Source organism: Paenimyroides ummariense (assembly GCF_900115115.1).
In the GTDB taxonomy this organism is placed as follows: domain Bacteria; phylum Bacteroidota; class Bacteroidia; order Flavobacteriales; family Flavobacteriaceae; genus Flavobacterium; species Flavobacterium ummariense.
Map to the genome: position 1 here is coordinate 19809 of NZ_FOVI01000012.1, position 17076 is coordinate 36884.

Annotated in this window: 12 protein-coding genes; 5 read left to right on the forward strand and 7 right to left on the reverse strand. The window is 36.2% G+C overall.

The features are described 5' to 3' along the window. Positions 1-90 precede the first annotated feature (90 nt). The 4 genes from tsf to rplM all read right to left on the reverse strand — a co-directional run bounded on the left by tsf (position 91) and on the right by rplM (position 2901). Positions 91-1056: a translation elongation factor Ts gene (tsf, locus tag BM253_RS09930; protein ID WP_091523188.1), complete on the reverse strand. Its 966-nt coding sequence runs from the start codon at positions 1054-1056 to the stop codon at positions 91-93. A gap of 103 nt (positions 1057-1159) precedes the next feature. Then, positions 1160-1903 carry a 30S ribosomal protein S2 gene (rpsB, locus tag BM253_RS09935; RefSeq protein WP_091523191.1) on the reverse strand — a complete coding sequence of 248 codons (744 nt, stop codon included), beginning with the start codon at positions 1901-1903 and terminating at the stop codon, positions 1160-1162. 156 nt (positions 1904-2059) lie between these two features. After that, the gene (gene rpsI, locus BM253_RS09940) at positions 2060-2446 is read right to left on the reverse strand and encodes a 30S ribosomal protein S9 (RefSeq protein WP_091523194.1); all 387 of its coding nucleotides are present in this window, start codon (positions 2444-2446) and stop codon (positions 2060-2062) included. Further along, positions 2446-2901 (reverse strand): 50S ribosomal protein L13, encoded by a 456-nt coding sequence (gene rplM, locus BM253_RS09945; RefSeq protein ID WP_091523197.1) that lies wholly within the window; start codon positions 2899-2901, stop codon positions 2446-2448. Before rplM ends, rpsI begins: the two co-directional genes overlap by 1 nt. A gap of 341 nt (positions 2902-3242) precedes the next feature. On the opposite strand from rplM, the gene BM253_RS09950 reads away from it, so the two are divergent. After that, positions 3243-9959 (forward strand): Ig-like domain-containing protein, encoded by a 6717-nt coding sequence (locus tag BM253_RS09950; RefSeq protein WP_091523201.1) that lies wholly within the window; start codon positions 3243-3245, stop codon positions 9957-9959. 72 nt (positions 9960-10031) lie between these two features. Here the strand turns inward: BM253_RS09950 and polA are convergent, their stop codons facing one another. Beyond that, complete coding sequence (gene polA / locus BM253_RS09955; protein ID WP_091523205.1) at positions 10032-12848, reverse strand: DNA polymerase I; 2817 nt, start codon at positions 12846-12848, stop codon at positions 10032-10034. A gap of 168 nt (positions 12849-13016) precedes the next feature. Here polA and BM253_RS09960 point away from each other — a divergent pair, with 168 nt between their 5' ends. The 4 genes from BM253_RS09960 to BM253_RS09975 all read left to right on the forward strand — a co-directional run bounded on the left by BM253_RS09960 (position 13017) and on the right by BM253_RS09975 (position 15387). Then, positions 13017-14237: a metallophosphoesterase gene (locus BM253_RS09960; protein ID WP_091523208.1), complete on the forward strand. Its 1221-nt coding sequence runs from the start codon at positions 13017-13019 to the stop codon at positions 14235-14237. Between the two features lie 55 nt (positions 14238-14292). After that, the gene (locus BM253_RS09965; protein ID WP_091523211.1) at positions 14293-14589 is read left to right on the forward strand and encodes a thioredoxin family protein; all 297 of its coding nucleotides are present in this window, start codon (positions 14293-14295) and stop codon (positions 14587-14589) included. Positions 14590-14675: 86 nt separating this feature from the next. Then, a complete protein-coding gene (locus BM253_RS09970; RefSeq protein WP_091523215.1) occupies positions 14676-15065 on the forward strand; it encodes a DUF1398 domain-containing protein in 390 nt (129 codons plus the stop codon). 34 nt (positions 15066-15099) lie between these two features. Continuing rightward, positions 15100-15387, forward strand: coding sequence for a hypothetical protein (locus BM253_RS09975; protein WP_091523218.1), 288 nt, complete (start codon positions 15100-15102; stop codon positions 15385-15387). Between the two features lie 26 nt (positions 15388-15413). Here the strand turns inward: BM253_RS09975 and yihA are convergent, their stop codons facing one another. Together yihA and BM253_RS09985 are read right to left on the reverse strand one after the other, a co-directional pair. After that, positions 15414-16034, reverse strand: coding sequence for a ribosome biogenesis GTP-binding protein YihA/YsxC (gene yihA / locus BM253_RS09980; protein ID WP_091523221.1), 621 nt, complete (start codon positions 16032-16034; stop codon positions 15414-15416). A gap of 2 nt (positions 16035-16036) precedes the next feature. After that, entirely contained in the window at positions 16037-16804 is a 768-nt protein-coding gene (locus tag BM253_RS09985) for an alpha/beta fold hydrolase (protein WP_091523226.1), read from the reverse strand. Positions 16805-17076 lie beyond the last annotated feature (272 nt).

A 17076-nucleotide genomic window follows, 5' to 3' on the forward strand; every position in this document is an offset into this window, starting at 1 on the left:
GAAATCATAAAAATATTAGATAAATCTACTATAAAACAAAACCCCAAATTCATTTGATTTGGGGTTTTTAGTATTAATAAAAATTGTAAATTATCCTAAAGATACACGTTTAAATCCTGCGATTTCAACATTGTGTCCTTTAACGTAATCACCAACTTTTTTAGAATCGTCTTTAATAAAGTTTTGGTCTAATAACGCTTTTTCTTGATCTAAAGTAGTGTTATCAGAAATAAAACGAGCGATTTTACCTGGTAAAATTTTATCCCAAATTTGTTCTGGTTTACCTTCTGCTTTTAATTCTGCTTTAGCATCTTCCTCTGCTTGAGCCAAAACGGCATCAGTTAACTGTGCGTAAGAAATGTATTTAGGTACATTTTTCAATGTTTTACCTAAACGTGCTAATTCTTCGTTTTCTTTTTCGATCACAGCAATACGTGCAGCTGTTTCGTTTGCTACGAATGTAGGATCAAAATCTTTGTAAGATAATGTATCTGCACCCATAGAAGCTACTTGCATAGAAACATCTTTTGCTAACGCTTCTGCACCATCAATTTTAGAAGATAAAGCTGTTAAAGCAGCAATTTTGTTTCCGTGAACGTACGTTCCAACGAAAGCACCTTCTAAGATTTCGAAACCACCGATTTCGATTTTCTCACCAATAACTCCAGTTTGCTCGATTAATTTCTCAGCAACTGTCATTGAATCGTTGTATTGAGAAGCTAAGAAAGCTTCTTTAGAATCGAAATTGATTGCTTTTTCAACTAATTCTTTAGCCAAAGCAACGAATGCTTCGTTTTTACCAACGAAATCAGTTTCGCAGTTTAAAGTAATAATAGCACCTTTAGTGTTATCTGCGTTGATAAAAGAAACAGCAGCACCTTCGCTAGACTCACGGTCTGAACGGTTAGCAGCAACTTTTTGTCCTTTTTCACGTAAGATTTGGATTGCTTTATCAAAATCTCCTTCAGCTTCAACTAAAGCTTTTTTACAGTCCATCATTCCGGCACCTGTAACTTGTCTTAATTTATTTACGTCTGCAGCAGTAATATTTGCCATTGTATAAGAATTAAATGAATTATTATTAAAAAGAAAAAAGTCGTTAGTGATAGATCCAAAGATATGAAACCATCAGCATAACGACTTTAAGATACTGTTAAGATTACTCCTGTGCAGTAGTTTGTGCTTCAGTTTTTACAGCTTCTTCTTTTTCAGATTTTCTTTCAGAATTTCCTTCAATGATAGCTGTGGTTACTAAAGATAATACTTTATCGATTGATTTAGAAGCATCGTCATTTGCTGGAATTACATAATCAACCTCGCGTGGGTCAGAGTTTGTATCAACCATTGCAAATACTGGAATGTTTAATTTTTGAGCTTCTTTTACTGCGATGTGTTCAGCTTTGATATCAACTACAAATAATGCAGCCGGTAAACGTGTCATATCAGCAATAGAACCTAAGTTCTTTTCTAATTTAGCACGTAAACGGTCAACTTGTAAACGCTCTTTTTTAGAAAGAGTCATAAATGTACCGTCTTTCTTCATACGATCGATAGAAGCCATTTTTTTAACAGCTTTACGAATAGTAACGAAGTTAGTTAACATACCACCTGGCCAACGCTCAGTAATGTAAGGCATGTTTGCTGCTGCTGCTTTTTCAGCAACGATATCTTTTGCTTGTTTTTTAGTCGCTACGAATAATACTTTACGACCTGATGCTGCTATTTTCTTTAAAGCTTCGTTAGCTTCTTCGATTTTAGCTGCTGTTTTATATAGATTGATAATGTGAATACCATTACGCTCCATATAGATGTAAGGAGCCATGTTTGGATCCCATTTTCTAGTCATGTGTCCAAAGTGTACACCTGCTTCTAGTAATTCTTTAACTTCTACTTTGTTTGCCATTTTTGTAATAGTTTACGTTCTTGTGTTAGCAATGTTCCATCAAGCTTTAAGCCATAAGCCTTTTGCTATTAGGCCTCATTTAGATGCTAAACTACCTCTGACCTCGGCCAGCGACAACAAAAACTTAGATTTTTTATTAAATAATAATATAAAATATTAACGTTTAGAGAATTGGAATCTCTTACGAGCTTTCTTCTGACCGAATTTTTTACGCTCAACCATACGTGGGTCACGCGTTAATAAACCTTCTGGTTTTAAGATTGCTCTGTTTTCAGCGTCAACTTCACACATTGCACGTGCAATAGCCATACGTACAGCTTCTGCCTGCCCTGTTGTTCCACCACCGTAAACATTTACTTTTACGTCAAAGTTTTCTGCATTTTCTGTCATAGAAAGTGGTTGCATAACTTTGTACTGTAATGTTGCCGTTGGGAAATAAGTTGCGAATTCTTTTTTGTTCACTGTGATGTTACCAGAACCTTCTGTAACATAAACACGAGCTACTGCGGTTTTTCTTCTACCGATTTTGTGAATAACTGCCATTACTTAATTTCGTTTAAATTAACGGTTTTAGGTTTTTGAGCCTCGTGTTTGTGCTCTGAACCAACATTTACATTTAAATTACGGAATAATTGCGCACCTAATTTGTTTTTAGGTAACATTCCTTTTACAGCTTTTTCTACTAATAATGCAGGATTTTTTTGTTGCATTACTTTTGCTGTTAATTCTCTTTGACCACCTGGGTAACCTGTGTGACGAATGTACGTTTTGTCATTCAATTTGTTACCTGTTAAGTTGATCTTTTCTGCGTTGATAATAATTACATTATCACCACAGTCTACGTGAGGTGTATAACTTGGTTTGTACTTACCTCTAAGTAACATTGCTACTTTTGATGCAAGACGTCCTAAGTTATGACCGTCAGCGTCTACAACAACCCATTCTTTCTGAACGGTTGCTTTGTTTGCTGATACTGTCTTGTAGCTTAAACTTTCCACAATAAATTAATTTTAATTAAACATTCCATTCCCAATAAAGGGAGTGCAAAATTAAACAATTTATTTTACTATACAAATTTGTAGGGTTTATTTTTGAATTGCATAAATTTTTGAACCTTTTAGTAAATCTATACTAAGGTTAACTTGACTAATTAGATGTATTGACAAAGTAAAACATCAGCAACACAAAAATATATCTCTTAAAATCAACACAATTACGAAAATATCACTAAAAGCGACATTTTTAATGTTAAAAAACAGAAAAAGTGCCGTTTTGTTTATTTTTTTAAATTAAATATTTTATTTTTATAAATTACTAACAACATATAATAATCTAAAAAATGAAAAAGAAACTAACCCTTTTTCAACGTCAGATTAGTTGGCTGCTGCCCAAAGCCTTCTTAATTTTGGCGTTATTAGCGTTCAATGAAACGCATGCGCAACCTACATGTACTGCAATAGCAGGAAACTTTAGTGAAAATTTTGACACTACGCCTACCGGTGGCACAACAAATCCTTCTGTCCCCGATTGCTGGAGTTACATTGACAATATGTCTACAACAGGTTACGGATACACTGCTTCTTCAACAACAACCGTAACATCACCTCCAAATTTTTTCAGGTTTTACAGAATGTGTTCTACAGCAAATGTAAACGAAGATTTAACGCTGGTGTCTCCCGAAACAGTTAATTTAGGAAACGGTACAAAACAAGTACGTTTCTACGCTCGCGGAAACTCAACAACCGTTACAAGTATATTAGAAGTTGTGCGGTTAAACGGAAACACTTCTGCAGCCACAGCTACCGTTTTAGCTACATTTGATATTACAGGTAACACCTATTCTGAATATATCGTTCCATTACCTGCTACAACTGATGATTATTTTGGATTTAGGGTTCCGCATAATGGTTCTACCACTACAAATTATCCTTATGCTTTTATAGACGATGTTTTTTATGAAGATTTAGAAACCTGTTTTTTCCCTACAAATGCAACTGTTTCTGCTATTACCCAGAATACAGCTACTATCTCATGGACTGCTTCAATAGATCCAAATGTTACTGGTTATGAATACGAGGTACGATCAAGCGGTGGTGCTGGTTCAGGAGCAACCGGCTTAGCAGCATCAGGTAATACTGCTGGTGTTTCAGCTAACATTACAGGTTTGTCACCATCTGTAAATTATACAGTTTATGTACGAAGTGTTTGTGGAACTTCAACGGGTAGGTGGAATCCACAATCATTAACTTTTCAAACACTATGCGGTGTTGTTACAGGTAATTTTTATGAGGGATTTGATACTACCGCTACCGGAACAGCATCAAATAATAATTTCCCAAATTGTTGGAGCTATGTTGACCAAGTTACAACTACGGGTTATGGTTATGTTAATGCCGCAAATGCACAATCGGGAAACAATTCGTATCGTTTATATAAAACCAATTCTACTGCCAATCAAGGACAGAATTTAATTTTAATTTCGCCCGAAACCGATAATTTAGGTAACGGAACCAAACAATTACGTTTTTCTGTTCGTGCCGGCACAGCTACGAATGTGAACAATTTAGAGATAGTAACCGCAAACGGCGACGATGCAAACGCTACCTTTACTGTGATACGAACTATTAATGTTGATTATCTTACCTATCAAGAATATATTATTCCGTTACCTGCGACTACAGACGATTATTTTGGTTTTAGATTGGCGCATAACGGAACAACAACACTATCTACCATTCATTTAGATGATATTTATTACGAAGATTTAGCAGATTGTTTTTTCCCTACCGCGTTAACAATAGGTAACATAACCCAGACGGGGGCAGATTTGTCTTGGACTGCGTCGGTTTCAACAAGCGTTACAGGATATGAATACGAAGTTCGTTCTTCTGGTGCACCAGGATCGGGAACAACCGGATTGGGTGCAACCGGCATTGTTACAGGGACTTCTACTACAGTAACAGGTTTATCGCCTTCGGTAGAATATACCGTTTATATACGCAGTATATGCGGAACTACAGAAGGAATTTGGAATCCTGTATCACAGATTTTTAATACCTTGTGCGGTGTTATTACCGGAAACTTCTATGAAAGTTTCGATACAACAACGGCAGGATCTACATCTAACGCAACGTATCCTTATTGCTGGAGTTACATAGACGATGTTACTACAACAGGCTATGGGTATGTATTGAATAGTACTACCTATGCACAATCGCCAACACAATCGTTTAGGTTATACAGAACCAATTCTACAACAAATGCTGCCCAGGAGCTTGTTTTAATTTCGCCCGAAACAGATAATCTTGGAAATGGAACCAAACAGTTGCGTTTTTCGGTTAGATCTTACTTAGCAAGCTATACCAACAAATTAGAAATAATATCGTTAGCAGATAATACTACATCTGCAAATGCTACAGTTATAGCTACAATATATAAAGACGATACTGCTTATCAGGAATACATTGTTCCGCTACCTGCAACAACTGATGATTATTTTGCTTTTAGAATGGCATATAATGGTCTTACAGCGACATCATCGGTAGTAATAGACGATGTTTACTACGAAGATTTATCGCCTTGTATTTTCCCAATGAATATTGATGCAAGTGCTATAACCGGAAACACTGCAACCATATCTTGGGACGCTTCTTTAGCAACCGGAGTTACTGGTTACGAATATGAAATACGTACTTCTGGCGATGCTGGTTCAGGTACAGTTGGGTTAGAAACAACTGGAACAACAACCGGAACATCTGTAAACATTACCGGGTTGGATCCTGCTACCCAATATGTTGTATACGTACGAAGTATTTGTGGATCAACCAACGGAATATGGACTACTTTTCCATTAACCTTTTATACGTTATGCGGAATAGTTACCGGAAATTTCTATGAAGGTTTCGATACTACTGAAACAGGCACCACATCAAACAATAATTTCCCGTATTGCTGGAGCTATGTTGACGAAGTAGTTACAACAGGTTATGGCTATGTAAATGCGGCAAATGCACAATCACCAAGCAATTCGTACAGAATGTACCGTACAAATACAACTACGAACCAAGGTCAAAATTTAAGATTAATTTCCCCGGAAACAGATAATTTAGGAAACGGTAATTGGGTTAAACAAGTACGCTTTTCAGCAAGAAGCACAGGTACCAATCCACAAATCCTAGAAGTATTTACATCTAACGGTACTACATCATCAGCTAATTTTACCGTGTTGGATACTATATTGGTAAGTGGTACAACGTATCAGGAATATACTATTTATTTCCCTCAAACAACCGATGATTACTTTGGTTTCAATTTACCACATAACGGAACAACATCGGCAGGTACGGTACATATTGACGATGTATATTACGAAAATACTCCCTCTTGTAAACCTTTACTACCTGAAAATATTACAATAAGTAAAGTTCTTAAAGACGGCGCAACAATTAGTTGGACAGACCTTATGAACGTTAGTGGCGTAGCTTACGAAGTAGAAGTACGTGAATCAGGTAATCCAGGCGATCCGGGTGCCGATTTTGTTGGAACAACAGCTCCTGGCGTTACGACTATAAATGCTATAGGGTTAAATCCTACTACCAGATACAGCGTTTATGTAAGAGTCATTTGTTCTACTACAGACGAAAGTACATGGACTTCTGGCGGAGATCTACAAACATTATGTGATTATCCTGATTTAATTGCTGCTCCACCAGCTGTAGTCTGCGGCTATGGTCCGGTAGAACTAACGGCAATTTTCGATTCAGGAATTGTACAATGGTTTGATGCCGAAGAAGACGGAAATTTAGTACACACCGGTCCAACATTCACAACACCCTCTTTATCTGCAAATACCAGTTATTGGGTTACTGCGGGTGATACTATTTCAAATTCGGTTAGTCTTGGACCTACAGATCTATCAATTGGAAACTATTCTACTTGGAACTCTACTGCACAATGGTTAAATTTTGAAGTATATAGCAACACTACTATCAGTTCTGTTGATATGTTTTTTCAACCATCAGCAATGGGAAATAATTTCAGTATTGTAATTAGAGATGCTTCAACACAAACTATAGTTCATACACATAACGATGTAGTTACTATTACAGGAGAAACTAATCCACAGACCGTTCCCATTATGGCTACATTACCTCCGGGGAATTATCAAATGAATTTTGGTTCATCTGCTGGAACTTGGAGAAATGGTAGTGGCGGAGTATATCCATACAGCATTCCTGGTCAGATTGCAATTACAGGTAACACCTTTAATACTTCTTACTACTACATGTTTTACAATTGGCAAATTGGCGGCGGTGGTTGTACAACTCCAAGAATTGAAGTCCCTGTTACCATATCACCTAAACCTGCTTTTGAATTATCAACAGATAAAATTATTTCATGTGAAGGGGATGCAACTGAAGCAGTAACAATTACAACTAATTTAGGCGGATACAACACTTTTGTATGGACACCAAGCACAGGAGTTAGTGGCGATGAAGTAAACGGATGGACATTCAGCACCAACCAAGAGCAGGAATATACTTTAGTTGCAAGCCAATCGAACGGAATTTGTGAACACATAAAAACAGTTTTGGTTACTTCGGGTATCAAACCAGAACCAAATCCTAATTTAGCAACGGTTCACGATGTATGTAAAAATACCGTTACTGAACTTAACGTTTTGGAAGATTTACCTGGGACAATTACAATTGGTAACCTTGCAACAACAACAGCTCCAACAAGCGAAGTATCGGCTTTTGTGCAAAGTGCAGAATTCTCTAAACAACAGTATATTTACAGTGCTGCCGAATTATTAGCGCAAGGTTTAACAACTGCAGGATACATTACCGAGTTGGCTTTTGAAACGATAAATTCGGGTGCAAGTTTGACCAACGATAATTATACTATAAAAATGATGCTGACAGCAAACACCACTTTCCCTGACAATAATTTTGTTACCGGAAATTTCCATACGGTTTACTCTGCAGCAACACACACGCATACCTTCCAAGGTATTCAGAATATGGTATTAAACACCCCTTTCTATTGGGATGGTCAGTCGAACATCATTGTTCAAATAACACAAGAAGGAATAGGCAGCGGTAACAATGCAGAAACCTATTTTACATCTGTTACAGGCAATAATGTTGGATTGCATGGTTCAAGCGCTACCGATCCGGATCCTATAAGCGGAACAAGAACAACAAACCGTCTTGATTTAAGATTCGGTTTAGAACAATCAAAAGTAACATGGTCGCCTGCTGCAAACTTGTACTTAGACGCAGCTACAACAATTCCATATACGAGTGGAACAAATGCCTTAACGGTTTACACCATACAAAGTTTAGGTGGAACACAGGTTTACACCGCATTACTTACGGCTCCGAGCGGTTGTTCAACAAGTGTAGATTATACTATTAATGTTGCAGATGTTGGAACACCAATTGTTCAAGGTCAAACATTTTGTGATGTGACACCTGTAACCGATGTAGTTGTAACGGGACATCAAGGTGCAACATTAGTTTTTTATGATGATGCTACAGCAACTACCCCAATCACCACTATTTCGCAAACAGGTACTTATTACGTAGAAGCAGTTTTAGGTTCATGTAATTCGGCACGTATTCCGTTTACAGCTACCATTACACCGTTAGGTTTACCTACAGCATCATTTACCCAGGTAATTTGCGGTGCCGGAACAATTGCCGATTTAACTGCAACAGGTATAAGCGGATCTCAAATAAACTGGTATGATTCTGCGACTTCTACAACTGCTCTGCCAAGTACACATCCTTTAGTAGATAATACTACCTATTATGCAGCACAACAATTAGGAAATTGCGAATCGGGAAGAATCGCCGTATTAGTAACGATCAACACAACAGCACTTCCAGCATTAACAGCGCAAACAATTACCGTATGTGGAGATTTAACTTATGGAAGTATCGATCTAAATCAAATAAGCGGTTCAGAATTAGTATGGTATCCGTCTGCAACATCGCAAACACCTATACCTAATACCGATGCTATTGTTAGCGGAACTTATTACGTATCGCAAAAATTAAACAATTGTGAATCTGTGCGCGTACCAATCACCGTATCAAGTGCACAAAGTACTGTTCCTGCTCCAACAGCGGGTGTTCAAAACATTTGTGGCAGTGGAACTGTGGCTCAATTATCGGCAAACATTTTACCTAATGCCACAGCACTTTGGTATAGTACTGCTGCATCAACTACGCCATTACAACCAACAGATGTGTTAGTAAGCGGCACGTATTATTTGGCTCAGCAAGAAGGTAACTGTATATCGCCAAAAATTCCGGTTGCTGTACGTGTAACAAACATATCAGCTCCGGCTGTAGCTCCATTTACATTATGCGAAGGATCAACAGTGGCAGATTTAACTGTTTCTGAACCTACGGGAGTATCGCACAAATGGTTTATCAACAGTAGTTCTACGACCGAATTGCCATTAACCGATATTTTAATCAGCGGATATTATTTTGTGGTTCGAGTTGAAAACGGATGTGAATCTGCAAGAACGCAAGTACAAGTTACCATTAACAGCAGACCCAACAGTCCAACAGGTGCATCACCACAGACTTTTACAGATTATGCTGAAATAAGCAATTTAATCATGGATGAACCTAATGTAATCTGGTACATTACTTATGAAGATGCATTAAATGGAATTAATCCTTTAAGTCAGGATATGCCTTTGGTGAATGGAACAACCTATTATGCAGTGATTATCGGTGCAAACGGATGCCCAAGTTTACCAACACCTATTGAAACAATTATTGTTTTAGGTGTAAACGATTTCGATTTAAGCAAATTGAAATACTACCCTAACCCGGTAAGTGATCTTTTAACAATTACTTATGCAGATGTTATTACAAATGTAGAAGTGTTTGATTTAAACGGAAGAATGGTCATTAAACGTGATTTTGACAATCAAACTGTTCAGTTAGATTTTAGCAGTTTAAGTTCTGGAACTTATATGCTGAATATTAAAACGAAAGAAAACAGCCAGTTTGTGAAAATTGTGAAAAAGTAATTTAGTTTTAAAATCAAATAAAAAGCCGCTCGTTACGAGCGGCTTTTTTATGTTTTATAAACTTCAATTTTATTAATGCGCATCTAACCAATTGCTTCCCTCGCCTATTTCAACTTCTAACGGAACGGCTAATTTAAAAGCATTTTCCATTTCTTCTTTAATAATTGGCTTCACTTTTTCTAATTCGGTTTTAGGAACATCAAAAACCAATTCATCGTGTACCTGCAACAACATTTTGGTCTCCAAATTCTCTTTTATCAATCGGTTGTGAATATTAATCATGGCAATTTTAATGATATCGGCAGCCGATCCTTGTATAGGCGCATTTACCGCATTACGTTCTGCACCGCCGCGAACCACAGCATTTTGCGAATTAATATCTTTTAAATACCTGCGACGCCCCGAAACGGTTTGTACATATCCATATTCACGAGCAAATTCAATTTGCGTGTTAATATATTCGCGCAATTTTGGATAGGTTGCGTAATACGCATCAATTAATTCTTTACTTTCGGCACGACTTAAACTTGTTTGCTGACTTAAACCAAATGCCGAAACGCCGTAAATAATTCCGAAATTTACCGTTTTTGCATTGCTTCGTTGTTCACGTGTAACCTCATCTAACTCCACATTAAAAACTTTTGCAGCGGTTGATCTGTGAATATCCTCGTGTTTATTGAACGATTCAATCATGTTTGGTTCTTCGCTTAAAGCAGCAATAATACGCAGTTCAATCTGAGAATAATCGGCAGAAACCAACACATGGTTTTCATCTCTTGCAACAAACGCTCTACGAACTTTTTGTCCGCGTTCGGTACGAATTGGGATATTCTGCAAATTCGGATTATTAGAACTCAACCTTCCCGTAGCTGCCACCGCCTGCATATAATCGGTATGTACTCGACCCGTTTTGGGGTTTATCTGTGTTGGCAATGCATCAACATACGTATTTTGTAGTTTCACAATTTGGCGCCATTCTAAAATATCGCGAACAATTTGGTTGTCTTTCGCTAAATCGCTCAAAACCTCTTCGCCTGTTGCGTATTGCCCTGTTTTGGTTTTTTTAATTTTACCAAAACCTACTTTTAATTTTTCGAACAGAATAACTCCCAACTGTTTTGGCGATGCCAAATTGAATTCTTCTCCGGCTGTTTCAAATATTTTTGATTGAAGATTTTGTGCTTCTGTTGATAATTCTATCGAAAGTGCTTTTAAATAATCAACATCTAATCGAATACCTTCCGATTCCATTTCGGCTAAAACAGACACCAACGGGCTTTCGATTTTATCAAACAATTCTCTCGTTTTGCTTTGATCTAATTTCGGAGCAAAAACTTCTTTTAATTGATAGGTAACATCAGCATCCTCACCTGCATATTCCTTTACATCTTCAACCGAAACATCACGCATAGATTTTTGACCTTTGCCTTTTTTACCGATTAATTCTTCGATCGATTTTGGCTGATATTGCAAATACGTTTCCGACAAAACATCCATATTATGTCGCATATCCGGATTTATCAAATAATGCGCAATCATGGTATCGAACAAAAAGCCTTTAACTTCTACGTTATAATTTTTAAGGACTTTAATATCGTATTTTAAATTCTGACCGATTTTTATTATCTGATCATTCTCTAAAAACGGACGCAAAATTTCGATCAATTCTTGTGCTTCGGTTTGATTTTCCGGGAACGGAATATAATAAGCCGAACCTTTTGCGTACGAAAACGACATGCCGACCAATTCTGCCAAATTCGCATCAATACTGGTGGTTTCGGTATCAAAACAAACTTCGGTTTGCTCTAACAAGGTTTTTACGAATAACTGTACAGCAAATTTCCCTTGAACCAACTGGTAAAAATGATCGGTGTTCGATAAAGTTTTGTAGTAACCTTCATCGGTAATTTTAATTTCGGTATCGCCCGTTTCAAAAAGCGAAAACTGATCGATGCTTTTCACAGGTTGCTTGCCAATTGGTGTTGGTTGCGTCATTGCAACTTCATCTGCAAAAATCTTCTCGAACTGTTCTTTCATTCTACGGAATTCCAGTTCTTGAAAAATCGCTTCGGTTTTTTCCACATCGGGCTTATCTAACCTAAAAAATTCTTCTTCAAACTCTACCGGACAATCTAAAAAGATACGAGCCAGCTTTTTTGAAAGTAATCCAAGCTCTTTATTCGCTTCAATCTTCTCACGCATTTTACCGGTTAACTTATCGGTATTTTCCAACAAATTTTCCATTGAACCAAATTCTGCCAAAAACTTTTTTGCTGTTTTTTCGCCAACGCCTGGTAATCCCGGGATATTATCAACAGCATCGCCCATCATTCCCAAGAAATCGATTACCTGTAACGGATCGCTCACCTCAAACTTTTCCTGCACTTCTTTAACGCCCCAAATTTCTATGCCGTTGCCCATGCGTGCCGGGCGGTACATAAAAATATTTTCGGAAACCAGTTGGGCATAATCTTTATCGGGTGTTACCATGAAAACCTGAAAACCTTCCTTTTCTGCTTTTTTAGACAGAGTTCCAATTAAATCGTCGGCTTCAATTCCCGGAACTTCGATAATCGGAATGTGCATCGCACGCAAAATCTCATGAATATAAGGTATTGCAATTTTAATAGCTTCGGGTGTTTCATCGCGGTTTGCCTTGTATTCCGGGAAAATTTCGCATCGTGCTTGGCTTCCATCCTTATCAAAAGCTACCGCCAAATAATCGGGGCGTTCGCGTTTTATAACATCCATTAACGAGTTCATAAAACCCATAATTGCCGATGTATCTAAGCCTTTGGAATTGATGCGGGGATTTTTTATAAATGCGTAATACCCACGAAAAATAAGCGCGTAGGCATCTAAAAGAAATAAACGTTTCTGGTTGTTCATACTAACTGTTTCAAGAGCATCAAAAGTACAAAAAAGTTGTGAGTTGTAGGTTTTTAGTTTCGTTTGTGTTGGAAAGCTACAGCTAAAAACCAAAAACTGTTAAAGTATTAAAAACGGTATTCGATAAAAAATCAAATTAATGTACTTTTGATAAACTAAAAATCTAAAATGATTCAAAAATTTATATACATTATTCTCCTTTTTATAGTATTGGGCGAAGTTTACACCTGCCACCTTATTTATAAATTCACAAAGAAAAGATCAGTTGTTTTTGCTTACCTGCTTTTGCTAGTTACTATAATTGCAAGTTTGTTTTTTTATTTTAATGGAGCCGATAAATCTAAAGGACAAACTGCAGAAAGCATGCATGTAATGGCTTTGTTGCTGCTTTTTCTGCTACCCAAAATACTTATAAGCATTCCGTTGTTTTTTGAGGATATGTTCCGATTTACCCGATGGACAAGCAATAAATTCATTTATAAAAAGATCATTACAAATTCGCGTAGCAGTCTGTTAACTAAAATTGTATTAGTAGCTGCAGGTTTGCTTACTATTTCTATAATTTACGGCGTTTTTGTAGGGAAATATAACTTTAAGGTACGCGAAGAAACCATTGTTTTTAAAGATTTACCTAATAGTTTTGACGGATTGAAAGTTTTACAGATATCAGATTTACATGTGGGAAGTTGGGATAACAAAGCGGCTATTGAAAAAGGGATAGAAATGATCAATGCTCAAGAATACGATATCTTACTTTTTACAGGCGATTTTGTAAATACACTGGCTACTGAAGCCGATCCGTGGATTGAAGTATTACAAAAAATCAAAACACCTAAATATGGTAAATTCGCTGTTTTAGGAAATCACGATTATGGCGAATACGTTAAATGGGATACCGAAGCTGATAAAGAAGCAAACTTTACAGCCATTAAAAATAATATTGAAAAAAGTGGATTTAAGCTGCTTTTAAATGAGAACGTGGTTCTAAAAAGCAACAACGATTCTATTTATTTGTTAGGCGTTGAAAATTGGGGATTGAACTTTAAAAAAGCGGGCGATTTACAGAAAACATCAGAAAATGTTCCTGCCGATGCCTTTAAAATTGTAATGACACACGATCCGTCGCATTGGGATGCTGAAATTGTGAATCATCAGCAGAAATATCAGCTTACGTTATCGGGACATACGCACGGAATGCAGTTTGGTTTTGATATTCCAAGGGTTTTAGAATGGAGCCCGGCAGAATATATTTATCCCGAATGGGGCGGTTTGTACAACAAAGGACACCAATATATTTATGTGAACCGTGGTTTTGGTTTTCATGCGTATTCGGGCAGAGTTGGTATTTGGCCTGAAATTACCGTTTTAGAACTAAAAAAAAGTAAATAATAAAAGGTTAATTACCGAAAAATTATAATTTTGTATTGATAGAAAAAAGAGTGATATGTCGAAATTTGGTGATTTAATAAACTCAAACATTCCGGTTTTAATTCAGTTTACCGCTGAACATAATCCCGAATGCGAGCAAATGCAACAAATTATAGAAGAGGTAGCAGTAGAAATGGGCGAAAAACTGACCATTATTAATATTGATACCATAAAAAATCCGGAATTGGTTGAAGCCCTGCGCATAAAAACAGAACCAACACTAATGGTTTATAAAAACGGCGCAATGGTTTGGCGACAATCGGGCATTACCGATAAAAATTCATTGGTAATGATTGCAAAAGCGTTTAATTAAAAAGAATAAATAATTTATAAAATACGCAACATCTCAATTTTTGGGATGTTTTTTTATTTGTAGTTTTACAGCATAAAATTTAGAAAATGTTTACAGTAAACGAAATTCACGAAGCACACACAAAAGTAAAATCGGGTGCCGATTTCCCTAAATACATTCAGGAAATCAAAAAAATGGGCGTAAAAAGTTTTGAAACTTGGGTAAAAGACAGTCATACCAATTATTTTGGATCGAACAACTTCTCTACTCAGTCAGAAGCGCAATATCCCGATTTATCAATACAAGAAATAAGTAACAAAGAGGAATTCGCTCGTTTGTTGAAGATTCACCAACAAGGCGAAACAGATTATTTTACTTTTTGCCATCATTGTGCAGAAACAGGCGTTGAAAAATGGGTTGTTGATTTAGATGCTTTAACCTGCACCTATTATGATAAAAAAGGAAATGAAGTTTTAACAGAGCAAATTCCGGGTTAATTTTTTATCTTTATAGATATCAAAAATAAATCCTATGAAAAACATTGCACAAAACAAAAAGACAGCAAATGCCATTTTAACAGTAAGTTTTTTAATTCTATTGTATTGGAATATTGCACACAACATCGATGTTTATAAATATATTGTTGTTGGTGCTTTATATGAAATGAGCGCTTTGCTTGTTGCAGCCGGCACTTTTATTTTGCCGTTGTTTATTTTAATAGTGGCTTTGGTTAGTAAATTCAACCTAAATAAAAAATATTATATTGCTTTAGGTATTTTGGCACTTACCATTACACTTTTATTTACGATTTATAATTAAAAAGAGTTCCAAATTTGGAACTCTTTTTATACAAAACTGTTATTTTTAAATATTTCCTGATTTATCTGGTCAATGTAGTTCAACACCTCATCTTTACCAAATTCATTTTCAGACGATGTTACAAAAAACGGAGGCACTTCTTCCCAACCATTAGCGTGTAATGCTTTTGTGTAAGCTGCCGTATGTTTTTGAATGCTTCCTTTACTTATTTTGTCGGCTTTTGTAAAGATGATCCCGAATGGAACACCGCTTTCGCCTAAATAATTGATAAATTCTAAATCGATCTTTTGCGCTTCGTGACGAATATCAACCAAAACAAAGGCACTTACCAATTGCTCGCGTTTTTCAAAATATTCGGTAATGAATTTCTGAAAGATCGCTTTGGTTGATTTGGAAACTTTTGCGTATCCGTATCCAGGTAAATCGACTAAAAACCAGTTGCTGTTAATTTTAAAATGATTTATTAACTGTGTTTTTCCCGGACGGCTTGATGTTTTTGCCAGATTTTTATTGTTGGTAAGCATATTAATCAGTGAAGATTTTCCAACGTTCGATCTTCCTATAAAAGCATATTCAGGAATAGGTTCGGTTGGACATTTCTTTACATCCGAATTACTTATAATAAATTCAGCAGTATTGATCTTCATAATTACTTAATATTTCTTTTTTCAAACCATTGGTCTAAAATTTCATTAAACTCGTTTGGTTTTTCCATCATTGCAGCGTGCCCGCATTTATCAATCCAAAAAAGATCTGAATCTGGTAACAGCTCGTGAAACTCTTCGGCAACATCGGGTGGTGTTACAATATCGTTTCTACCCCAAATAATACAAGTTGGTGTATGCATTTTAGGTAAATCTTTTGCCATGTTATGACGAATGGCACTTTTTGCAATGGTCAATGTTTTTATAAGCTTCATACGGTCGTTTACTGTTGCGTAAACATCATCAACTATTTCTTTGGTTGCAACCGCCGGATCGTAAAAAACATCTTCTGCCTTCTTTTTTATAAACTCGTAATCGCCACGGCGCGGGTAAGAATCGCCCATTGCACTTTCGTACAAGCCAGAACTTCCGGTAATAACTAATGCTTCAACAAATTCAGGGTGCATTTTGGTGTAATACAACGCAATATGTCCGCCTAACGAATTTCCCAATAGAATAATTTTCTCGTATTTTTTATGTTTTACAAAATCGTGTACAAATTTTGCAAATGCTTTTATGTTGGTCTTTAGTATGTTTAAAGTATAAATAGGTAATTCTGGCAGTACTACTTTATATCCTTTTTTAGGAAAGTAATCCGATACTCCATCGAAATTACTTAAGCCGCCCATTAAACCGTGTAAAATAACAATTGGTGTTCCTTCACCAATTTCAACGTACCTAAACTTTCCTTCTTCTTTTATGTTTCGCTCCATATATGCGATTTCAATTCGTACAAATATACGATATTAATAAAAAATCGTGTAAAGTTAAAGTAGTTTAATTACTAATTGCTGTTTAAGCTATCTAACCTTACTCTTTTAGTTATTTAAATGTTTTGCATTTTTACTTGATAAATGCCCATTTATTTTGAAAGATACTTATATATTTTTTATGCTTGCTTAAAAATCTTTAAAAATTATTTTAATCCTTATAATCAATTACTTACAAAAACTTAGTGCGTAATTAAAAACTTATCAACAAAGTG

Bases quoted from the DNA above. Each gene is read 5' to 3' on its own strand.
- tsf (WP_091523188.1), bottom strand. From the start codon at position 1,056: ATGGCAAATATTACTGCTGCAGACGTAAATAAATTAAGACAAGTTACA.
- rpsB (WP_091523191.1), bottom strand. From the start codon at position 1,903: ATGGCAAACAAAGTAGAAGTTAAAGAATTACTAGAAGCAGGTGTACAC.
- rpsI (WP_091523194.1), bottom strand. From the start codon at position 2,446: ATGGCAGTTATTCACAAAATCGGTAGAAGAAAAACCGCAGTAGCTCGT.
- BM253_RS09950 (WP_091523201.1), top strand. From the start codon at position 3,243: ATGAAAAAGAAACTAACCCTTTTTCAACGTCAGATTAGTTGGCTGCTG.
- polA (WP_091523205.1), bottom strand. From the start codon at position 12,848: ATGAACAACCAGAAACGTTTATTTCTTTTAGATGCCTACGCGCTTATT.
- BM253_RS09960 (WP_091523208.1), top strand. From the start codon at position 13,017: ATGATTCAAAAATTTATATACATTATTCTCCTTTTTATAGTATTGGGC.
- BM253_RS09965 (WP_091523211.1), top strand. From the start codon at position 14,293: ATGTCGAAATTTGGTGATTTAATAAACTCAAACATTCCGGTTTTAATT.
- BM253_RS09970 (WP_091523215.1), top strand. From the start codon at position 14,676: ATGTTTACAGTAAACGAAATTCACGAAGCACACACAAAAGTAAAATCG.
- BM253_RS09975 (WP_091523218.1), top strand. From the start codon at position 15,100: ATGAAAAACATTGCACAAAACAAAAAGACAGCAAATGCCATTTTAACA.
- yihA (WP_091523221.1), bottom strand. From the start codon at position 16,034: ATGAAGATCAATACTGCTGAATTTATTATAAGTAATTCGGATGTAAAG.
- BM253_RS09985 (WP_091523226.1), bottom strand. From the start codon at position 16,804: ATGGAGCGAAACATAAAAGAAGAAGGAAAGTTTAGGTACGTTGAAATT.